This is a genomic window from Candidatus Pelagibacter bacterium nBUS_28 (assembly GCF_051200915.1).
Classification (GTDB): Bacteria; Pseudomonadota; Alphaproteobacteria; order Pelagibacterales; family Pelagibacteraceae; genus Pelagibacter.
In genome coordinates this window covers 54098-71318 of the sequence record NZ_CP172844.1, presented here as the reverse complement: position 1 = coordinate 71318, position 17221 = coordinate 54098, and the positions used below count along the sequence as shown (strand labels likewise).

The window sequence follows — 17221 nt, the reverse complement described above, 5'->3', positions numbered from 1 at the left end:
TTTGGTACCCGGGCTGAGAATCGAACTCAAACTTAAAGTTCCACAAACTTTCGTGCTAACCGTTACACCACCCAGGCATTCCTTGTTTTTATATTATTTTTGTGTGGATTAAAAATTATATTATAAATAAATAGCCTACAGGCTATGGAAACAGATTCTATGAGTGCTTCTTGAAGTCTCTCTGTATGTAATATCTATAATCATGGGCAGTCTTTTAGACAATAATTGTCATTATTCAAGTAAAAATAAAGGACGTTAATCTTTTGTAGATTTAACACCCTTTGAAATATTTTGAATTAATCTATTTTTTTTAGATTAACTGCAGAAGGACCTTTTGGACCGTCCTCTAATGAAAATTCTAGTTTGTCCCCCTCATTTAGATATCTCATGCCAGCTTCTTTAACTGCTGACGCATGCACAAAGGCATCTTTTTCTTTGTCATCTCTTTCGATGAAACCATAGCCTTTTTTACCATTATACCATTTAATTTTACCAGTTAGTGTGCTCATCTTATTTCTCAGTCCTTATGTTGTTTATTGTTCCATAATGCTAATTTGATTTTTTAATTATTTCAAGATGAAAAGTGGGTGGTGGTGCCTCGGGAAGGATTCGCACCTCCGACACAAGCCTTTTCAGGGCTCTGCTCTACTCCTGAGCTACCGAGGCAAAAATTAACCCCTAAAGATTATTCTGCCTTTTGTAAGGTCGTAAGGTGTCATTTCGACTGTCACGTTATCGCCTTGCAATACTCTAATTCTGTTTTTTCTCAACTTACCAGCAGTATGAGCTGTAACCGTATGCCCATTCTCTAGCTTAACTCTAAACATTGCATTTGGAAGTAAGTCCATGACCTTTCCTTTAAATTCAAGCAAATCTTGTTTAGACAATTTTATTTTCTCCTAATTCTTTTTTTTATAGATTGAGCATGTCCTGCTAATCCCTCATAATTTGCAAGTGTTATAACTGAAGGACCAAGACTTTCAATACCCTTTTTAGATAAGTTTATATAGGAAATCCGTTTATAAAATTCATTTACACTTACTCCACTTGAATATTTAGCTGAACCATTTGTTGGTAATATATGGTTTGAGCCAACATTATAGTCAGTCATTGCCATAACAGCATATTTTCCTAAACAAATAGATCCTGCATTTTTAATTTTTGGTATAAATGATTTGTAATTTTTTAGATTCAGTTCCAAGTGTTCAGGAGCTATTTTATTTACAACATCAATTATTTTCTTATCAGAACTAATGTGCATTAAAATTCCATTACTGGATAAGCTTTTTTTCGCTATAGAAGATCGTGAAATTTCCTTTAATTGATTAACAATTTCATTTTGAACTTTATCTATTAAAGTTTTGTCTTTTGAAATTAAAATACATTGAGCAAGATTATCATGTTCTGCTTGTCCTATTAAATCACTTGCAACCCATTCTGGGTTTGAAAATTTATCACAAACAATAGTGACTTCAGAAGGTCCTGCAGTCATCCCTTCAATTCCAACATCGCCAAAAACTTCTTTTTTAGCAGCAGCCACATAAGCATTACCAGGGCCTACTATTTTATTAACTTTATTAATTTTTTTTGTTCCATAAGCTACAGCTGCTATCGCTGAAGGGCCCCCTATTGAATATATCTCTTTAATTTTACACTTATGCGCTGCATATAATACTGCTGGATTTTGTTTTCCTTTAAATCCCGGATTAATCATCACAATTCTTTTAACTCCAGCAACAATTGCTGGAATAGCATTCATTAATACACTTGAGGGATATGAGGCTGTTGAACCAGGTACATAAATTGCAACAGACTCTAAGGGTATGTATTTATATTCAAGTTTATTTTTATATTTATCGACATAAGAGATGTTTTTAAATTTTTGAAGTGAGTGAAATTTACAAATTCTATTATAAGCAATATCAATTGCTTGCTTTACTTTTTTATCTAGTGATTTTATTGAATTAGAAATCTGTTTTTGAGACGGAATAATTATAGTATTTTGATTAAATTTTTTTTCATATTTTACTAAAGCTTTGTCTCCATTTTTTCTGACATCTTTAATAATACTTGAAACTGAAACTGAATTTGATTGTACTTTTTTCTTTCTTTGCAAAAGTGAGCTATCTAAATTTTTATCAAAATTTTTATTATTACTATTTAATATTTTCATTAGTCTTTAATTTCACTCTGATCTTCTAGTCTTACTTCAATTGTTTCTGTAGTCAAAGCAATGTGAGCATTATTGCTGAAAATTAAATTAATCTCATAATCATCTTTATTTTTTAGATAATCCATTGCTATCAATTCTAAAACTAAATCTTCATTGTCTTGGTCTATATTTTTGGATTTAACTTTATCAACAAAATCAAACCTGCAAATACTATTAATTTTCTTATCTTCTTGATCTGTTTCGATTTTAGTTCTTTCAATTGATAACAAGAAAACTTTGTTTTCTGACAGATATTTAATATCTGATACTTTTACTTTCGCCCCAGCGCTATACGCTGAAATCATTTGTAAGCCCTCATTATCAGAGGCTATAATTTTTGCTAAATATTTCTTATCCATTAATTAACTCTTCTAATTTTTGCTCCAACTTTTTTTAATTTCTTTTCAATATTTTCATATCCACGATCAAGATGATAAATTCTATTAATAACCGATTTTCCTTTTGCAGTTAAGGCTGCAAGAATTAGTGAAACTGAAGCTCTTAAGTCAGTTGCCATCAATTCTGCTGATTCAAAATTAATATTACCAGTAACTTTGGCCTTATTGCCTTCAGTTGAAATTTTAGCACCCATTCGATTTAATTCAGCTACGTGCATAAATCTGTTTTCAAAAATATCCTCTTTGATTAAAGACTGTTTATTTGCTTTGCATAGTAATACCATCATTTGAGCCTGCAAATCAGTTGGAAAACCAGGATATGGAGCAGTTTTTATATTCATACTTTTAATTTTTTTATTACCTGTAATATGAATTTCGTCTTTTTTAACATTAATTTTTGCACCTATTTTTTTTAATACATTAATTTCAGTTTGAATAATTTTAGAAACTATATTTTTTATCTTTAGATCTCCCTCTGTTACAGCTGCTGCAATTAAATAAGTTCCAGCCTCGATTCTATCAAACATTACCGGATAAGTAGTTTCATTAACCTTAGACACTCCTTCAATTTTGACTGAACGCTTACTAATCCACTTGATATTGCATCCCATGCTTTTTAAAAAATTAACTAAATCTTTTATTTCAGGTTCAATTGCACAGTTATTTAAAATTGTAGTTCCTTTGGCAAAACTTGCTGCAATTATTAAATTTTCAGTGGCTCCAACTGATATTTTTGAAAATTTAATTTTATTTCCAATTAATCCCTTGGATGCAGTAGCATGAACATACCCTTGAATAATTTTATACTTAACGCCTAACTTTGATAAAGCATTTAAATGTATATCAACAGGTCTTGTGCCAATTGCACAACCTCCTGGAAGAGATACTTTTGCTTTACCAAATTTTGCAAGTAAAGGACCAAGAACTAAAATTCCTGCTCTCATGGTTTTGACTAAACTATAAGATGCAAAACTTTTGCTTTGTTTTTTATTATCAATAACTAAATCATTTTTATTAAAATTGATTTTGGATCCTAATGATTGCAACAAATTAACCATCGTCTCAATATCTTTTACTCTAGGCAAATTTTTTAGATAAACTTTTTTTCTTGATAATAAAGTTGCTGCCAAAATTGGTAGAGATGCATTTTTAGAGCCTGATATTTTTATTTGCCCTTTGAGCTTGTTTGCTCCAAAGACTTCAAGTTTTTGCATAACTAAACTTTAGGTAACGTTACCCCAGTTTGACCCATATACTTTCCATCACGATCCGCATATGTAACTTCTGGTTTTTCATTTCCCTTTAAAAAGACAAACTGTGCAACACCCTCATTTGCGTATATTTTTGCAGGTAAAGGTGTGGTGTTGGAAAATTCTAGTGTTACATATCCTTCCCAACCTGGTTCTAAAGGTGTAACATTTACAATAATTCCACATCTTGCATAAGTAGATTTGCCAAGACAAATAACCAATACATCATCTGGAATTTTAAACTTTTCAACTGTTCTTGCTAAAACGAATGAATTGGGTGGAATAATACATTCTGATACATTTTTTGTAACAAAGTTTGTTGGTTTAAAATTTTTTGGATCCACAATCTCTGAGTTCACATTTGTAAAAATTTTAAACTCATCAGAAACTCTAGCATCATAACCAAATGATGATAGCCCATAAGAAATACTGTCCCCTCTGACTTGTTTTTCCTCAAAAGGTGAAATCATATCTTTTTCTTTAGACATTTTTCTAATCCACTTATCTGAAAGAACTGACATTATTTAGTTTTCTTCTTAGTTTTTTTTTGGAAAAGTTTTCTTTTTTTCAAATTTTTTCTTAGCGCTAAGCTTAAGCGCTCATTTTTTTCTTTAGAATTCATTCTTTATCTGGGTTTGTAAGAAAGTCTAAAGTTATAGGCTTAGAGGCATCTAATGTTTTAGGTTTAACTTCCTCTTCTTTGGGTCCTTCTTTAGCTAATCGTTTAGCCTTTTTTTCAGCAAGCTTCTTCTCTCTTTTAGCTTGCTTCTCCATAAGCTTGTTTCCTTTGGTAGATTTATAATCGTAATGAATTCCCATAAAATTTTCCTCACGTAGATATAAAGCATATTCATCAAAAAATTAAGGCAATATTTTGAAAAAAATGCTTTATTATCAGTAAATATTATTTTGATCATAAGCTCCTATAGATAAATGGTATATCAAGTCATTGGTAATGACTAATTCCCTGGTCAGTACAGGGTGGGAGCACCAAAATTAATTTTTGTAGAAAATTTTTCTTAAAAAAATTGATAAAACAATTAATCCAAAAAAAGCAAGAATAGGCAAATAAATATCTGCAGAAAAAATTATATCTGTTATTCCTGGAAGTTCTGAATTTTGATCGATAACCTTTTCTAAGCCACTGCCAATGGAAACAGCTAAGAATATTTGAGGTATAATTCCAATCAAAGTTGCAAAGAAAAAATTATTTACTTTTACATTAAAAAGAGTGGGTAAAAGACAGCTTAACTGCCAAGGTAATCCTCCTATAAAACGATATAATAATAAATAAATAAATTCAGATTTTATAAATTTTTGCTCAAGATTTTGAAATTTATTTAAAAATTTTTCTCTAATTAATTCTTTTAAAAAATAATTACCAAATAAATATATGAAAGTTGCACCAACACTTAACCCTAAAACAACTAGCAATGTCCCGACCCACTTTCCAAAAATAAATCCACCCATCAGTGCAACAGGTGAACCAAATCCTAAAAATGGAAATACCCACAATATCGTTAGTCCTAGGAAAATTATTGATAGTAAAAATAAATTTGAATTTTTAAGTTCAAAAAAATAAGATCTATTTTCTCTAATAAAATCATAAGAAGTTATTTCCTGGAGGCTAAATTTTGAAAAGAAAAAATATAAAAATAAACAAATGGCTGTAAGATAAAATAATCCTACAAATAATTTAATTTTTTTAGCTTTTTCCATTAAATACAATGCTAATTATATAATCTTCTATTTGCTATTTATATATTTAGTTACTATAAAGAGCGAAAATTAATAAATTTTAACCACATTTTATGAAGCGAACATACCAACCCTCTAACGTTAAACGAGCCAGAAAACATGGTTTTAGATCAAAAATGAAGACTAAGGGTGGACAAAAACTTTTGGCTAGACGAAGAGCAAGAGGAAGAAAATCGTTAACAGTATCAGTCTAGATAAATGAAAAGCAAAATACTTGCTCTTTCAAAAAACGAGGAATTCAAAAATCTACTAAAGCAAAAAAAAATTTCTAACAAGTATGTTACAATTTTTTTTGGCAGCCTAGCTAACAAAGATGATAGCAAACTTAATATTAGTTTTGTGACCAAAAAGAAAATTGGAAATGCAGTAAAAAGAAATAAAATTAAACGTAGATTAAGAAATATTGTTAATGAAGCAGTAAAAAAAATAACATTAAAATTTAGCTATTCATATCTTGTTATTGCTAAGTCAACTATGCTAAACAATGAGTACAAAAATATAAAAGAAACTCTATTTCAAGATTTAGAAAAAATTAAATAATGAACATTTTCACAAATATTTTAATTAAATTTATTAAAGGATATAAATTTCTTATTAGTCCATTGCTAGGTCAATCTTGTAGATATTTACCAACTTGTTCTGAATACAGTATTGAGGCTTTAAAAGAATTTGGTTTAGTCAAGGGAAGTTTAATGAGCTTAAAGAGAATACTATCATGTCATCCTATAAAGTTTTTAGGCGGTGGTGATGGTTTTGATCCCGTTAAAAAAGAAATGAGAGCTAAAAAATAATGGATACTAAAAACGTTATTGCTGCTATTTCTTTATCTGCTGCAGTTATTATTTTATATAGCTTATTTTTTGCACCTCCCCCAATTACAAAAGAGAACTTAGCTGAAAAAAATAAAACTGAACAAAATTCAGATGCGCCTAGCTTGGATCAAAAAGAGACTATAACTGAAATTACAAGAGAAGAGGCTTTAAACCAAAATAAAAGAATTCAATTTGAAAATCAAAATATAGTTGGTTCGATTTCTTTAAAGGGTGCTGCAATCGATGACTTAACCTTTAAAGAATATAATGTAGCTTTAAATAGTGATGAGAAAGTTACTCTTTTAACACCAAGAAATACTAAAGATGGATATTTTATAGAGAGTGGATTTATAACTTCTGATAAAAATATTGATATTCCAAACTCTAATTCGGTTTGGTCTGTATCAGGAAATAATAAACTAACTAATCAATATCCAGTTAGATTATCTTGGACTAACGATCAGGGAATTACTTTTGAGAAAGAAATAAATTTAGATGACAAATTTTTATTTACAATTAAACAAAAAGTAATCAATCCAACAAAAAAAGAGTTCGATTTTTACACTTATGGTCAAATTATCAGAAAAGAAATTCCAGATATTTCGAATTTTTACATTCTTCATGAAGGTTTAATAGCAACATTAGATGAAGAATTAATTGAAGAAGATTATGATGATATTCAAGAAGAAAAATTTTCAAAAACTTCTCAAAAGGGATGGCTTGGAATTTCAGACAAATTTTGGATAACCTCATTGATTCCACCAAGTGGTAAAGAATTCAAGACCACATTTGATTATAAAGAAAAGTTTCGTGCTAATTTTGTAGGCACAGAACCTCTGGAATTAAAAGGAAACTCGAGTATCGAAGATAAATTGCAAATAATAGTAGCTGCTAAGAGAGTAGACGTAATTGATGGATACGCAGAGTCTTTAAATATAGATAAATTTGATTTAGCAATTGATTGGGGATTTCTATATTTCATTACAAAACCTTTGTTTCACGGAATAGATTATTTCTTTAAATTATTAGGAAACTATGGACTTGCAATTATAGCTATTACATTTTGTATTAGACTAGCCTTCTTCCCACTAGCAAATTTTTCATTCAAAAGTATGGCCAAAATGAAAGCTCTTCAGCCAGAGATGGTAAGACTTAAAGAGCTTCATAAAGACGACAAAATGAAATTACAGCAAGAAATGATGGCTCTTTATAAAAAAGAGAAAGTTAATCCTATGTCTGGATGTTTGCCTATACTAGTTCAAATTCCAGTATTTTTTGCACTATACAAAGTATTGTTTGTAACAATTGAAATGAGACAAATGCCATTTTTTGGATGGATACAAGATTTATCTGAAAGAGATCCTACATCACTCTTCAATTTATTTGGCTTATTACCTTATGATGTTCCGTCGTTTTTAATGATTGGTGCTTGGCCTATTGCAATGGGTGTATCAATGTTTATTCAGCAAAAACTAAATCCTGCACCAACAGATCCTATGCAGGCAAAAATATTTATGTTCTTTCCACTTTTCCTAACAGTAATACTGGCACCATTTCCTGCAGGATTAGTAATTTACTGGACTGTTAATAATATTTTAACAATGGCTCAACAAGTGTTCATTATGAAAAGAACTACTATTAAAACAACCACTTAATGTTGGAAGTCAAAGAGGAAGAGTTAAAAAAGATACTACCATTTGATGGTCCCTCAATTGATGAAGTAAAAAAATATTTAGAAAAATATAATGACGAATACATCGTTATTAAATGTGGTGGAAGTGTTTTAGTCGATCAAAACTTATTCAATATTTTTATAAAAGATATTACCACACTTAATAAGTTGGGTTTCATTCCTATAATTGTTCATGGTGGAGGTAAAAGAATAAGCAACAAATTAAATGAATTAGGAATTAATAGTGAATTTATAAAAGGACTTCGGGTTACAGGAAAAGAAACAATTGAAGTAGTCGAGAATGTTTTAATAGAATTTAATCAAGAAATAGTTGAGGCCCTTGAAAAACAATCTTGTAATAGTGAAACAATTAACTCTAAAAAAAATAATATTATTAGTGTAGTGAAAGAAAATGATGAATTAGGATTTGTAGGATCACCAACTAAAATTGACAAAACTATTATAGATAAAATTGTTTATGATAAAAAAGTTCCAGTAATTGCACCATTGGGCTTAGATAAAAATAAACAAACTTATAATATAAATGCAGACACAGCAGCTGGTTCGATTGCAAAAAAAATTGAAGCAAGAAGATTAATTATTATGAGTGATGTCGAAGGTGTACTAGATAACAATCAAAAACTAATTCCTGAAATTAATTCAACTTCAATTAAAGAATTAATCGATAATGAAACCATTACTGGGGGAATGATCCCCAAAATTAATAATTGTTTAGACGTTGCAAGCAATGGCGTGAAAGGTGTTGTAATTATTGATGGTCGAAAAAACCATTCTATTCTTTTTGAACTATTATCTGATAAAGGATCAGGAACACTGATAAGACAATGAAAGATTTAGTTAATATAAAATACTGGATATTTGATCTTGATAACACTCTTTATAGTGGTCAAACTCAGGTTTTTTCTGAGGTTGATAAAAAAATGTCTTCTTTTATCTCTGAAAAATTTAATGTTGATCTTATAAAAGCAAAAGAAATTCAAAAAAAATACTTTTACGAATATGGAACAACACTCTCCGGCTTAATGAACCATGACAACATAGATCCACAAGAATTTTTAGAATTTGTTCACGATATTGATATCAGTTGGTTGCCGAAGGACGAAGTTTTAAGAGAAGAGCTTATTAAGATAAAAGAAAAGAAAATTATTTTTACTAATGGATCACATGCCCATGTTGAAAACGTTACAAAGCAACTTGGTATTGATGGATTATTTGATGGAGCCTTTGATATCACAGATGCAAATTATGTTCCAAAACCACGCTTAGATCCATATCAAAAATTGATAAAAAAATTTGATTTAGACCCAAATCAATCAATTTTAATTGAAGATATTGCCCACAATTTAGAACAGGCTAAGAATTTAGGAATGAAAACTTGTTGGTTAGAAAATGAAGAGGCTTTCGCTAAAAAAGATTCGAACAAACCATACATAGATTACAAGATTAAGAGCTTGCCTTCTTTTCTTCAAGAAATTAATATATTAAAAGTAAAATAAATTAACTTACAAACATTAAATTAAAACTATGAAAGAATTTGAAAATATTATCAATACAGCTTGGGACAATAAAGACTCAATTAATGGTCAATCTGACCAATCAATATTAAGTGCAATTAAAGATACAGTAGAACTTGTTGACAATGGTGCTTTAAGAGTAGCTGAAAAAAAAGATAATGAGTGGATAGTTCATCAATGGATTAAAAAAGCAATTCTTTTAAGCTTTAAAACTAATGAAATGCAAACACTTGCTGGTCCTTACGCTACTTGGTGGGACAAAGTAAGAGGGAAAACAGCTGGTTGGGGAAGAGAAGAACATAAAAAAGCTGGCTTTAGACACGTACCTAACGGAGCTATTAGACATGGGTCGTTTATTGGTAAAAATGTAGTCTTGATGCCATCATTTGTAAATATTGGAGCTTATGTAGATGAAGGTACTATGATTGATACTTGGGCATCTGTAGGTTCTTGTGCTCAAATAGGAAAAAATTGTCATATTTCTGGTGGCGCAGGAATTGGTGGTGTACTTGAGCCGATGCAAGCTAATCCAACAATTATAGAAGATAATTGTTTCATTGGAGCTCGTTCTGAAATAGTTGAAGGAGTAATTGTAGGTGAAGGTTCCGTATTATCTATGGGTGTGTTTATTGGTCAGTCTACAAAAATTGTTCATAGAGAATCTGGAGAAGTAATCTATGGAAAAATTCCACCCTACTCAGTAATAGTTCCGGGAAGTTTGCCAAGCAAAGATGGTAAAGGTCCCGCTCTATATTGTGCAGTAATTATCAAGCAAGTAGATGAAAAAACAAGATCTAAAACTTCGATTAACGATTTATTGAGAGAATAAATTTATAATGCCAACTATTAATGAACTTCAATTAGCTAAGGAGCTAATTAAATTCCCCACAGTTACACCTATTGATGCTGGAATAATGAAGTTTTTAGAAAAAAAACTTAAAACACTTGGATTTAAAACTAAAATTTTAGAGTTCAATGAGAAGAACAGCAAACCTGTAAAAAATCTTTACGCAAGACTTGGCAATCAAGGTCCAAATTTTTGTTATGCAGGTCACTTGGATGTTGTTCCTGCAGGAAATTTAAAAGATTGGACAGTAAACCCTTTTAAACCCTCTGTTAAAAAAGGACATCTAATTGGAAGAGGTGCTAATGATATGAAAAGTTCAATCGCTGCATTTGTTTCGGCAGTAAGTAATTTTGTTGGAAATAAAAGAAAATTTAATGGCTCTATTAGTCTTTTAATTACAGGAGATGAAGAAGGAGTGGCAATCAATGGGACTAAAAAAGTAGTCGATTATTTAAAAAAGAAAAAAGAAAGAATAGATTTTTGCTTAGTGGGTGAACCTACTAATCCTAATAAATTGGGTGAAATGATTAAAATAGGACGAAGAGGAAGCATGAATGGTAGACTTTCAATTATAGGTGTTCAGGGTCATGTGGCTTATCCTCAAAGAGCAAATAATCCATCAACAGCACTTGTGCAAATTTTAAATGAACTTAAAAAGATTAAATTTGATAATGGTTCAAAAGATTTTCAACCAACAAATCTTGAGATTACTAAGATAAATATTGATAATTCAGCAGATAATGTAATCCCAGGGTTAGCTAATGCTAAATTTAATATCAGATTTAATAACAAACACACTTCAAATTCTATAAAAAAGAAAATTGATACAATTATAAAAAAAATAAGTAATAAAAATAAATCAAAATATAAAATTGACTATAGTGTGTCTGGAGAAGCATTTCTTACTAAGCCAAATAATACAACTTTTATGATTAGAGATATCATTAAAAAAATTACAAAAATCAAACCTCAACTGTCAACAACAGGTGGTACTTCTGATGCTAGATTTATTAGAAAAATAGCCCCATGCTTAGAATTTGGTTTAGTTGGTAAGACAATGCATAAAGTAGATGAAGCTGTTTCGTTGTCTGATTTAAAAAAACTTACTTTGATTTATTCAAATATTTTACAAAATTATTTTAAGTGAAAACTGGTCTAGTTACCTCTGATACTTATCAAAATCATAATACAGGCGAAGGACATCCAGAAAAAATTGATAGAGTAACAGCTGTTATTGATAATTTTAAAAAAATTGATAACAAAAAATTAATTTGGAAAAAACCAGCTAAATTTGATCAATCTTTTTTAATTAACACACATTCTCCTAAATACATTGATCTCGTAAGTAAATCATTTCCAGAAAATGGTTTAGCGTTTCTTGATGGGGACACAGTTGTTTCATCTGGAAGTAAAGAAGCTACTAAAGATGCTGTTGGATCAATAATTTCAGCTATTGATGGTGTTCAACAGAAAGAATTTAAAAATGCGTTTTGTGCTGTAAGACCACCAGGACATCATGCAGAAAAAGATAAAGCGATGGGATTTTGTATTTATAACAATGTTGCTGTTGGTGCTAACTATTTAATTGAAAAATATAAGTATAGTAAAGTTGCAATTATTGATTTTGATGTTCATCATGGAAATGGAACCCAAAACATTTTTTATGATAATGAAAAAGTGCTATATATTTCAACACATCAATACCCCTACTATCCTGGATCTGGCTCAGAAAAAGAGACAGGTAAATTTAATAATGTTTTAAATATTCCACTTGAAGCTGGCACCACTGCTAAAGAATATTTAAATGCATATGAACTTGTTTTAAAAAAATTGAAGGAGTTTAAACCTGAATTTTTATTGTTTTCTGCGGGTTTTGATGCACATATTGACGATCCTTTAGCTCAACTAAGACTAGGATCAGAAGATTTCTATCAATTAACAAAAAGAACATTGGAAATTTCTAAATCTATGTGTAATGGAAATGTAGTTTCAATTCTTGAAGGAGGCTATGATCTTAAAGCTCTTCAAGATAGTACTAAAAGACATATGGATGCTCTAATAGAATTTAATTGATAATTCAAATTTAATCTCTAAAAAACTTGTATGAGTCCTTATAGAATTAAAAAGTCAGACATAGATAAAAAAGGTAGAGGTCTATACGCAACAAGAGATATCAAAGAAGGAACCAAAATAATTGATTATGTTGGAAAACTAATTACAAAAAAGCAAACTGAGGAGTCAGATAAATATGATAATGGTAAACCAATTTATTTATTTACTATTAATAAGAGATACGATCTAGATGGAGACTTTTCATGGAATACAGCAGGTTTAATTAATCATTCATGTGATAATAATTGTGACTATGATGGTAAAGGTCTTAAGATTTGGGTTAAGGCAATTAAGAATATAAAAAAGGGAGAAGAGTTTACTTGTGATTATGGATTTGGCTTTGATGAAAACTACAAACAGTTCCCATGTAAGTGCAAATCTAAAAATTGTTGTGGTTATATAGTACGATCTGAATCAAGATGGCGAATTAATAAAAAGTTTGCTATGAGTAATAAAAGTAAATTAATAAATAACTCTCGTTAAAAAAAGTCCCTCTGGGGGTGCTGGTGGAGCACAAAGAACTCTTTTTTTAGATTTAAAAACTTTATTAAATTTTTTCAAATCCCATTTATTTTCACCTAAATATTTCAAACAACCAACCATCGATCTAACTTGTTGTTGTAAAAAAGATTGCGACCTAAATTCTATTTCTATTTTGTTTTTTGATGATTTAACTTTTACCGATTTAATTGTTCTAATAGGACTTTTTGCATGACAACTTGAAGATCTAAAAGTAGAAAAATCGTGAGTTCCAATTAATTTCTTAGCTCCTTTTTTAATTAAATCTAAGTCCAATGGTTTTCTTACATGCCATCCTCTTTTTTTCTCAATAACAGGAGCACTTAATTGATTAAAAATTATGTATTTATAAATCCTCTGTTTTGCAGAAAATCTTGAATGGAATTTACTACTTCTTTTTCTAATTTTTTTAATTGCAACACCCTGATCATTTATAAAATGATTAATTGATTTTAAAAACTTTGTTAAGTCTAGAATCTCCTTTTTGCTATCAAAATGACCTGACTGCTCAATTGCATGAACGCCAGTATCAGTTCTACCCGAACCATTTAAAATTATTTTTTCTTTTAAAAGTTTTGAGAGATTTTCTTGAATAAGACCTTGAATAGTTGAGCCTTTTTTTTGAATTTGCCATCCCCTAAAATCAGTACCAACGTATTCAATAAGTATTTGATACCTGATCACTTAGATTACTGCACCCTTTTTTATTTGTGAACCAAGCATAAATTCACCGATATTTTGTGGCCTTTTTCCTTGTCTTTGGATCTCTTGAATCTTTATTGTTTGCTTGTCACCGCAAACAATCTCTAAATAATCAGAAACAATTTCCCCTGGCCTTCCAATCCCATTGCCAATTTCTGCTTTTAAAATTTTATATCTTTCACCTTTGTATATAAAGAAAGCACCTGGCACAGGATATAGACCATTTATTTTTCCAATAATGTTTTTTGCTTGATCATTCCAATTGATTTCACCCTCAGCTTTTTGAATTTTAAAAGCATATGTCGCTTTTGAATGATCCTGATCAATAAATTTTGCTTTATCTTCAAGAATATCATCAATATTATCTAATAATTTTTCAGCTGCTATTAAAGATAATTTATCAGATACATCACTTGCATTTAAATTATTTTCTAAGTTTATCTTATAAGTATTACATACTGGACCTGTATCAAGTTGTTCAGCTATTTTCATAACACTTACTCCTGTTTCTTTGTCAAGGTTCATTATAGACCTTTGTATGGGTGCTGCACCTCTCCATTTTGGTAACAAAGATGCGTGAATATTAATAAATCCTTTTTTAGTTAAACTTAAAAATTCTTTTGGAATAATTTGACCATAAGCAACAACTATTGCAAGATCAGCATCCAAACTTTTAAAATAGTCATATTCCTCATCATTATTTTTTAAATATTTTGGAGTTCTAAATTTTAAATTTAGAGTTTCAGCAATTCCTTGAATAGGTGATTTATTTATTTTTTGTCCTCTTTGAGATTTTTGAGGAGGTTGAGTATACACTTCAGATATTGGGTATCCATTTTGATACAATGATTTTAAAATAGGAACAGCAAACATTGGTGTACCCATAAAAACAATCTTTTTAGCCATCAATTAAAGGATCGCTGTATTTGATTTTAATTTAGATAGTTTTTTTATAATCATAGATTTCTTTAATTTTGAAAGATAATCAATGAATAATATTCCCTCTAAGTGATCCATTTCGTGCTGAATACACGTTGCAAGTAACCCATCGGCTTTTAACAATTGTTTTTTTCCATTATAATCAAGGTACTCTACTTCACACTTACTTGGTCTATCTATTTCTGCGAATTGATCGGGTACTGACAAGCATCCTTCTTCATGTGTGTTTTTGATTGAGTCTTTGTTCATAATTACTGGATTAACAAAATATCTAGGTTCTTTTTTTTCTTCCTTACCAATATCCATTACTATAATTCTTTTTGGGATACCTATTTGAATTGCTGCAAGGCCTATGCCATTGGCTTCATACATTGTATCCAACATATCACTCATCAGTTGTTGTTCTTCTTTACCAACACTTTCAACAGGTTTTGAAATCTGTCTAAGCAATTTATTTGGTTCAGTGATTATAGTTTTAACAGCCATTACGAATTATTTTATTATAATTTCTAAACTTTTAAAGGAAGAACTTTTAATAAAAGTTTATTCCTAATCCAGTCAGTATTTAATTGGTTGAGTGTATTTATTATAAAATAAACTGTATCATCATCTATATCCTCAATTTTCTCAGGTCCAATAACCTCTATAACTCTAAGTAATGCAGCTCCAATTTCTTTATTATCAAGCATTTTCTGAATATCTGAAGGCATCTCTGATTTGTTAACTTTATAAAGATTTTCATATTTTTTTGAGATTTCAATTCCATCAGACTTTAGAGCTTCAAGAAAAATTATATCTTTCTTAGATAAAGAGTATTTTTTATCTTTTTTTATTTTTTTTAAAAATTTATCAAGATCTTCTTCAATTTTCGATTTTGCATAATCTCCATTAAAATAATTTACCAATTTGGATTGGTGTAATATTTTATTGTTATATTTTATTCTTTTATTAATGATTTCATTACTTTTTAAATACTGATTATAAAAAGTAGTGAAATTAGATGGTACATCTGTTTCATCAATTTGCTTTAAAGATTTTCTAAGTTCTTCATCAAAAGCATCCTCGATACCTTCAGATTTAAAGATATCTTTTAGAATTTTCATTAATTCGAGTTTTAGTTTTGGCTCCTCAGTCAAAAGCAATCTTTGATAAACTAAAGCTTTCCCTTCAATGGATGATAGGGATTTATATGACTCTTTAGTATTTAACAGCTGATTTATATTAAATTGAAATCGCTTATAAAACTCAAACAACTCTTCTTCTGAGTAATTTTTATCATGGGTTGCTTTTTCAATAGTCGAAATTTTTTCTATATCTGTAATCTCTACATCTTGAATTTTATATAGCAAATTAGAAGACGATAAATACTTCCAAATTAATTTAGGTGTGTCTTTATTTGGCTCAAATTTAAATTCAGGATTAGTTCTATGGGCTAAATGAAAATCTAGAATTGAATTTTCAGAAATTTCTTTATTTGCCTCATCATTATATCCAAATAAGTAATTTATTTTATTTTCGAAATACTCATCTGAAAAACCTAACTCTTTCTTTAAATCTAAAATTAATTGAGCTTCCTCATTTTTTCCATAATTAATTAAACAATATAAATTAAATTTTGATAAATACTCATCTTCAAGAGGTTCTTTGATCTTAGAGAATATTTCACATGATTTTTTAACATCTGATTGAGACAAATATCTATCAACCATGTATCTCATTAACTCTGGATGAAGGTTAGTGACTTGATTCTTGATAAGATATTCTTCTATTAAATCTAAGTTAGAGTTTTTAATGAGCCACTCTGTTTTAAATTTTAGAAATTCCTGATCAGTAATATTTTGATTTGGATAATAAGCATTCGTCAATAATGAAATATTAAGAATTTCAGAGGCATCTTTTGAAAGTTCATATTTATCAATGTTGTTAAAAAGTTTTTTAAGTGTTGAACCATCAGAATTTGACCACATATTTATATCCAAACCATATTCTTGTGGATCGTATAATCCTGCAATTTTAATTGTTTTTGACGTAAGTTCTTGGTCTAACTTTATAGAGACTTCATTTTTATCTGATTGCATTTTATAAATACTGCTTTCAGATACCTCTTGTTTATTTTCAATTGATAAATTTTCTTCGGAAATAGTCTCAGACTCTTGTTTTTCTAAATTCCAAATATCTACAGGCTTATCCTCTGCAAGCGATGAGAGAGAAATTAGAGAAAAAATTACAATTGATAAATTTTTCTTATTTAACAATTTTGAAATTTTCATTTGGAATAGTTTTTTCTATTTCTTTTTTAGGAGCTGGGAAATCAACTTTGTTTATAAAAAAAACAAGTCCTAATATAACTATAAGACCAATCATAGATTTTATAATTATTGCAATGACATTGGTTCTGCTTGAACTTGTATTTTTATTGAATTGCATATAACTTTAGTTAATTTCAAATTAAGACATATTTGTGT

23 protein-coding genes and 2 tRNA genes are annotated in these 17221 nt (G+C 29.3%); 10 read left to right on the top strand and 15 right to left on the bottom strand.

Annotation, left to right across the window (positions count from 1 at the left end):
• Positions 1-2: 2 nt before the first annotated feature.
• The 10 genes from ACIJYC_RS00370 to ACIJYC_RS00325 all read right to left on the bottom strand — a co-directional run bounded on the left by ACIJYC_RS00370 (position 3) and on the right by ACIJYC_RS00325 (position 5579).
• A tRNA-His gene (locus ACIJYC_RS00370) sits at positions 3-77 on the bottom strand.
• 219 nt (positions 78-296) lie between these two features.
• Positions 297-509 (bottom strand): cold-shock protein, encoded by a 213-nt coding sequence (locus ACIJYC_RS00365; RefSeq protein WP_023649076.1) that lies wholly within the window; start codon positions 507-509, stop codon positions 297-299.
• An 82-nt stretch (positions 510-591) separates the two neighbouring features.
• Positions 592-666 (bottom strand) — tRNA-Phe (locus tag ACIJYC_RS00360).
• Between the two features lie 5 nt (positions 667-671).
• The gene (gene infA / locus ACIJYC_RS00355; RefSeq protein WP_023649077.1) at positions 672-887 is read right to left on the bottom strand and encodes a translation initiation factor IF-1; all 216 of its coding nucleotides are present in this window, start codon (positions 885-887) and stop codon (positions 672-674) included.
• 2 nt (positions 888-889) lie between these two features.
• Positions 890-2173, bottom strand: coding sequence for a histidinol dehydrogenase (gene hisD / locus ACIJYC_RS00350; protein ID WP_435166482.1), 1284 nt, complete (start codon positions 2171-2173; stop codon positions 890-892).
• Complete coding sequence (locus ACIJYC_RS00345) at positions 2173-2571, bottom strand: DUF2948 family protein (RefSeq protein WP_435166479.1); 399 nt, start codon at positions 2569-2571, stop codon at positions 2173-2175. The genes hisD and ACIJYC_RS00345 overlap by 1 nt, the downstream gene beginning before the upstream one ends.
• The gene (murA, locus tag ACIJYC_RS00340) at positions 2571-3824 is read right to left on the bottom strand and encodes a UDP-N-acetylglucosamine 1-carboxyvinyltransferase (RefSeq protein ID WP_435166477.1); all 1254 of its coding nucleotides are present in this window, start codon (positions 3822-3824) and stop codon (positions 2571-2573) included. The genes ACIJYC_RS00345 and murA overlap by 1 nt, the downstream gene beginning before the upstream one ends.
• 2 nt (positions 3825-3826) lie before the next feature.
• Complete coding sequence (gene dcd, locus ACIJYC_RS00335; RefSeq protein WP_435166474.1) at positions 3827-4381, bottom strand: dCTP deaminase; 555 nt, start codon at positions 4379-4381, stop codon at positions 3827-3829.
• 97 nt (positions 4382-4478) lie between these two features.
• Positions 4479-4679 (bottom strand): hypothetical protein, encoded by a 201-nt coding sequence (locus ACIJYC_RS00330; RefSeq protein WP_028036218.1) that lies wholly within the window; start codon positions 4677-4679, stop codon positions 4479-4481.
• Positions 4680-4856: 177 nt separating this feature from the next.
• Positions 4857-5579, bottom strand: coding sequence for a TVP38/TMEM64 family protein (locus ACIJYC_RS00325; RefSeq protein WP_435166472.1), 723 nt, complete (start codon positions 5577-5579; stop codon positions 4857-4859).
• Between the two features lie 92 nt (positions 5580-5671).
• Here ACIJYC_RS00325 and rpmH point away from each other — a divergent pair, with 92 nt between their 5' ends.
• The 10 genes from rpmH to ACIJYC_RS00275 are packed head-to-tail and all read left to right on the top strand — an operon-like array spanning position 5672 to position 13079.
• On the top strand, positions 5672-5812 hold the full coding sequence (gene rpmH / locus ACIJYC_RS00320) for a 50S ribosomal protein L34 (RefSeq protein ID WP_008545591.1): 141 nt from the start codon (positions 5672-5674) through the stop codon (positions 5810-5812).
• A 4-nt stretch (positions 5813-5816) separates the two neighbouring features.
• Positions 5817-6158 carry a ribonuclease P protein component gene (rnpA, locus tag ACIJYC_RS00315; RefSeq protein ID WP_435166470.1) on the top strand — a complete coding sequence of 114 codons (342 nt, stop codon included), beginning with the start codon at positions 5817-5819 and terminating at the stop codon, positions 6156-6158.
• Positions 6158-6409, top strand: coding sequence for a membrane protein insertion efficiency factor YidD (gene yidD, locus ACIJYC_RS00310; RefSeq protein ID WP_435166468.1), 252 nt, complete (start codon positions 6158-6160; stop codon positions 6407-6409). Before rnpA ends, yidD begins: the two co-directional genes overlap by 1 nt.
• Complete coding sequence (gene yidC, locus ACIJYC_RS00305) at positions 6409-8085, top strand: membrane protein insertase YidC (RefSeq protein WP_435166465.1); 1677 nt, start codon at positions 6409-6411, stop codon at positions 8083-8085. Before yidD ends, yidC begins: the two co-directional genes overlap by 1 nt.
• Positions 8085-8951: an acetylglutamate kinase gene (argB, locus tag ACIJYC_RS00300; protein WP_435166462.1), complete on the top strand. Its 867-nt coding sequence runs from the start codon at positions 8085-8087 to the stop codon at positions 8949-8951. The genes yidC and argB overlap by 1 nt, the downstream gene beginning before the upstream one ends.
• Complete coding sequence (locus ACIJYC_RS00295) at positions 8948-9619, top strand: pyrimidine 5'-nucleotidase (RefSeq protein WP_435166460.1); 672 nt, start codon at positions 8948-8950, stop codon at positions 9617-9619. Before argB ends, ACIJYC_RS00295 begins: the two co-directional genes overlap by 4 nt.
• A 28-nt stretch (positions 9620-9647) precedes the next feature.
• Positions 9648-10466 carry a 2,3,4,5-tetrahydropyridine-2,6-dicarboxylate N-succinyltransferase gene (dapD, locus tag ACIJYC_RS00290; RefSeq protein ID WP_435166457.1) on the top strand — a complete coding sequence of 273 codons (819 nt, stop codon included), beginning with the start codon at positions 9648-9650 and terminating at the stop codon, positions 10464-10466.
• Between the two features lie 7 nt (positions 10467-10473).
• A complete protein-coding gene (dapE, locus tag ACIJYC_RS00285) occupies positions 10474-11631 on the top strand; it encodes a succinyl-diaminopimelate desuccinylase (protein WP_435166454.1) in 1158 nt (385 codons plus the stop codon).
• Positions 11628-12557, top strand: a complete 930-nt coding sequence (locus ACIJYC_RS00280) for a histone deacetylase family protein (protein WP_435166452.1) — start codon at positions 11628-11630, stop codon at positions 12555-12557. Before dapE ends, ACIJYC_RS00280 begins: the two co-directional genes overlap by 4 nt.
• Before the next feature lie 30 nt (positions 12558-12587).
• Positions 12588-13079: an SET domain-containing protein gene (locus tag ACIJYC_RS00275; protein ID WP_435166449.1), complete on the top strand. Its 492-nt coding sequence runs from the start codon at positions 12588-12590 to the stop codon at positions 13077-13079.
• On the opposite strand, the gene truA is transcribed toward ACIJYC_RS00275, so the two are convergent.
• The 5 genes from truA to ACIJYC_RS00250 are packed head-to-tail and all read right to left on the bottom strand — an operon-like array spanning position 13059 to position 17183.
• Positions 13059-13799 (bottom strand): tRNA pseudouridine(38-40) synthase TruA, encoded by a 741-nt coding sequence (gene truA / locus ACIJYC_RS00270; RefSeq protein ID WP_435166446.1) that lies wholly within the window; start codon positions 13797-13799, stop codon positions 13059-13061. The two genes, ACIJYC_RS00275 and truA, sit on opposite strands and share 21 nt — an antisense overlap.
• The gene (gene fmt / locus ACIJYC_RS00265) at positions 13800-14723 is read right to left on the bottom strand and encodes a methionyl-tRNA formyltransferase (protein WP_435166443.1); all 924 of its coding nucleotides are present in this window, start codon (positions 14721-14723) and stop codon (positions 13800-13802) included.
• Between the two features lie 3 nt (positions 14724-14726).
• Positions 14727-15242 carry a peptide deformylase gene (def, locus tag ACIJYC_RS00260; protein ID WP_435166441.1) on the bottom strand — a complete coding sequence of 172 codons (516 nt, stop codon included), beginning with the start codon at positions 15240-15242 and terminating at the stop codon, positions 14727-14729.
• Positions 15243-15265: 23 nt separating this feature from the next.
• Positions 15266-17026 (bottom strand): hypothetical protein, encoded by a 1761-nt coding sequence (locus ACIJYC_RS00255; RefSeq protein WP_435166438.1) that lies wholly within the window; start codon positions 17024-17026, stop codon positions 15266-15268.
• On the bottom strand, positions 17001-17183 hold the full coding sequence (locus ACIJYC_RS00250) for a hypothetical protein (protein WP_435166436.1): 183 nt from the start codon (positions 17181-17183) through the stop codon (positions 17001-17003). Before ACIJYC_RS00250 ends, ACIJYC_RS00255 begins: the two co-directional genes overlap by 26 nt.
• Positions 17184-17221: the final 38 nt, after the last annotated feature.

Coding starts and splice junctions, on each gene's coding strand:
- ACIJYC_RS00330 (WP_028036218.1), bottom strand. CDS start 4,679: ATGGGAATTCATTACGATTATAAATCTACCAAAGGAAACAAGCTTATG.
- rnpA (WP_435166470.1), top strand. CDS start 5,817: ATGAAAAGCAAAATACTTGCTCTTTCAAAAAACGAGGAATTCAAAAAT.
- ACIJYC_RS00325 (WP_435166472.1), bottom strand. CDS start 5,579: ATGGAAAAAGCTAAAAAAATTAAATTATTTGTAGGATTATTTTATCTT.
- dapD (WP_435166457.1), top strand. CDS start 9,648: ATGAAAGAATTTGAAAATATTATCAATACAGCTTGGGACAATAAAGAC.
- yidD (WP_435166468.1), top strand. CDS start 6,158: ATGAACATTTTCACAAATATTTTAATTAAATTTATTAAAGGATATAAA.
- dcd (WP_435166474.1), bottom strand. CDS start 4,381: ATGTCAGTTCTTTCAGATAAGTGGATTAGAAAAATGTCTAAAGAAAAA.
- fmt (WP_435166443.1), bottom strand. CDS start 14,723: ATGGCTAAAAAGATTGTTTTTATGGGTACACCAATGTTTGCTGTTCCT.
- argB (WP_435166462.1), top strand. CDS start 8,085: ATGTTGGAAGTCAAAGAGGAAGAGTTAAAAAAGATACTACCATTTGAT.
- yidC (WP_435166465.1), top strand. CDS start 6,409: ATGGATACTAAAAACGTTATTGCTGCTATTTCTTTATCTGCTGCAGTT.
- dapE (WP_435166454.1), top strand. CDS start 10,474: ATGCCAACTATTAATGAACTTCAATTAGCTAAGGAGCTAATTAAATTC.
- ACIJYC_RS00345 (WP_435166479.1), bottom strand. CDS start 2,571: ATGGATAAGAAATATTTAGCAAAAATTATAGCCTCTGATAATGAGGGC.
- ACIJYC_RS00365 (WP_023649076.1), bottom strand. CDS start 509: ATGAGCACACTAACTGGTAAAATTAAATGGTATAATGGTAAAAAAGGC.
- rpmH (WP_008545591.1), top strand. CDS start 5,672: ATGAAGCGAACATACCAACCCTCTAACGTTAAACGAGCCAGAAAACAT.
- hisD (WP_435166482.1), bottom strand. CDS start 2,173: ATGAAAATATTAAATAGTAATAATAAAAATTTTGATAAAAATTTAGAT.
- ACIJYC_RS00255 (WP_435166438.1), bottom strand. CDS start 17,026: ATGAAAATTTCAAAATTGTTAAATAAGAAAAATTTATCAATTGTAATT.
- murA (WP_435166477.1), bottom strand. CDS start 3,824: ATGCAAAAACTTGAAGTCTTTGGAGCAAACAAGCTCAAAGGGCAAATA.
- ACIJYC_RS00295 (WP_435166460.1), top strand. CDS start 8,948: ATGAAAGATTTAGTTAATATAAAATACTGGATATTTGATCTTGATAAC.
- ACIJYC_RS00250 (WP_435166436.1), bottom strand. CDS start 17,183: ATGCAATTCAATAAAAATACAAGTTCAAGCAGAACCAATGTCATTGCA.
- def (WP_435166441.1), bottom strand. CDS start 15,242: ATGGCTGTTAAAACTATAATCACTGAACCAAATAAATTGCTTAGACAG.
- ACIJYC_RS00275 (WP_435166449.1), top strand. CDS start 12,588: ATGAGTCCTTATAGAATTAAAAAGTCAGACATAGATAAAAAAGGTAGA.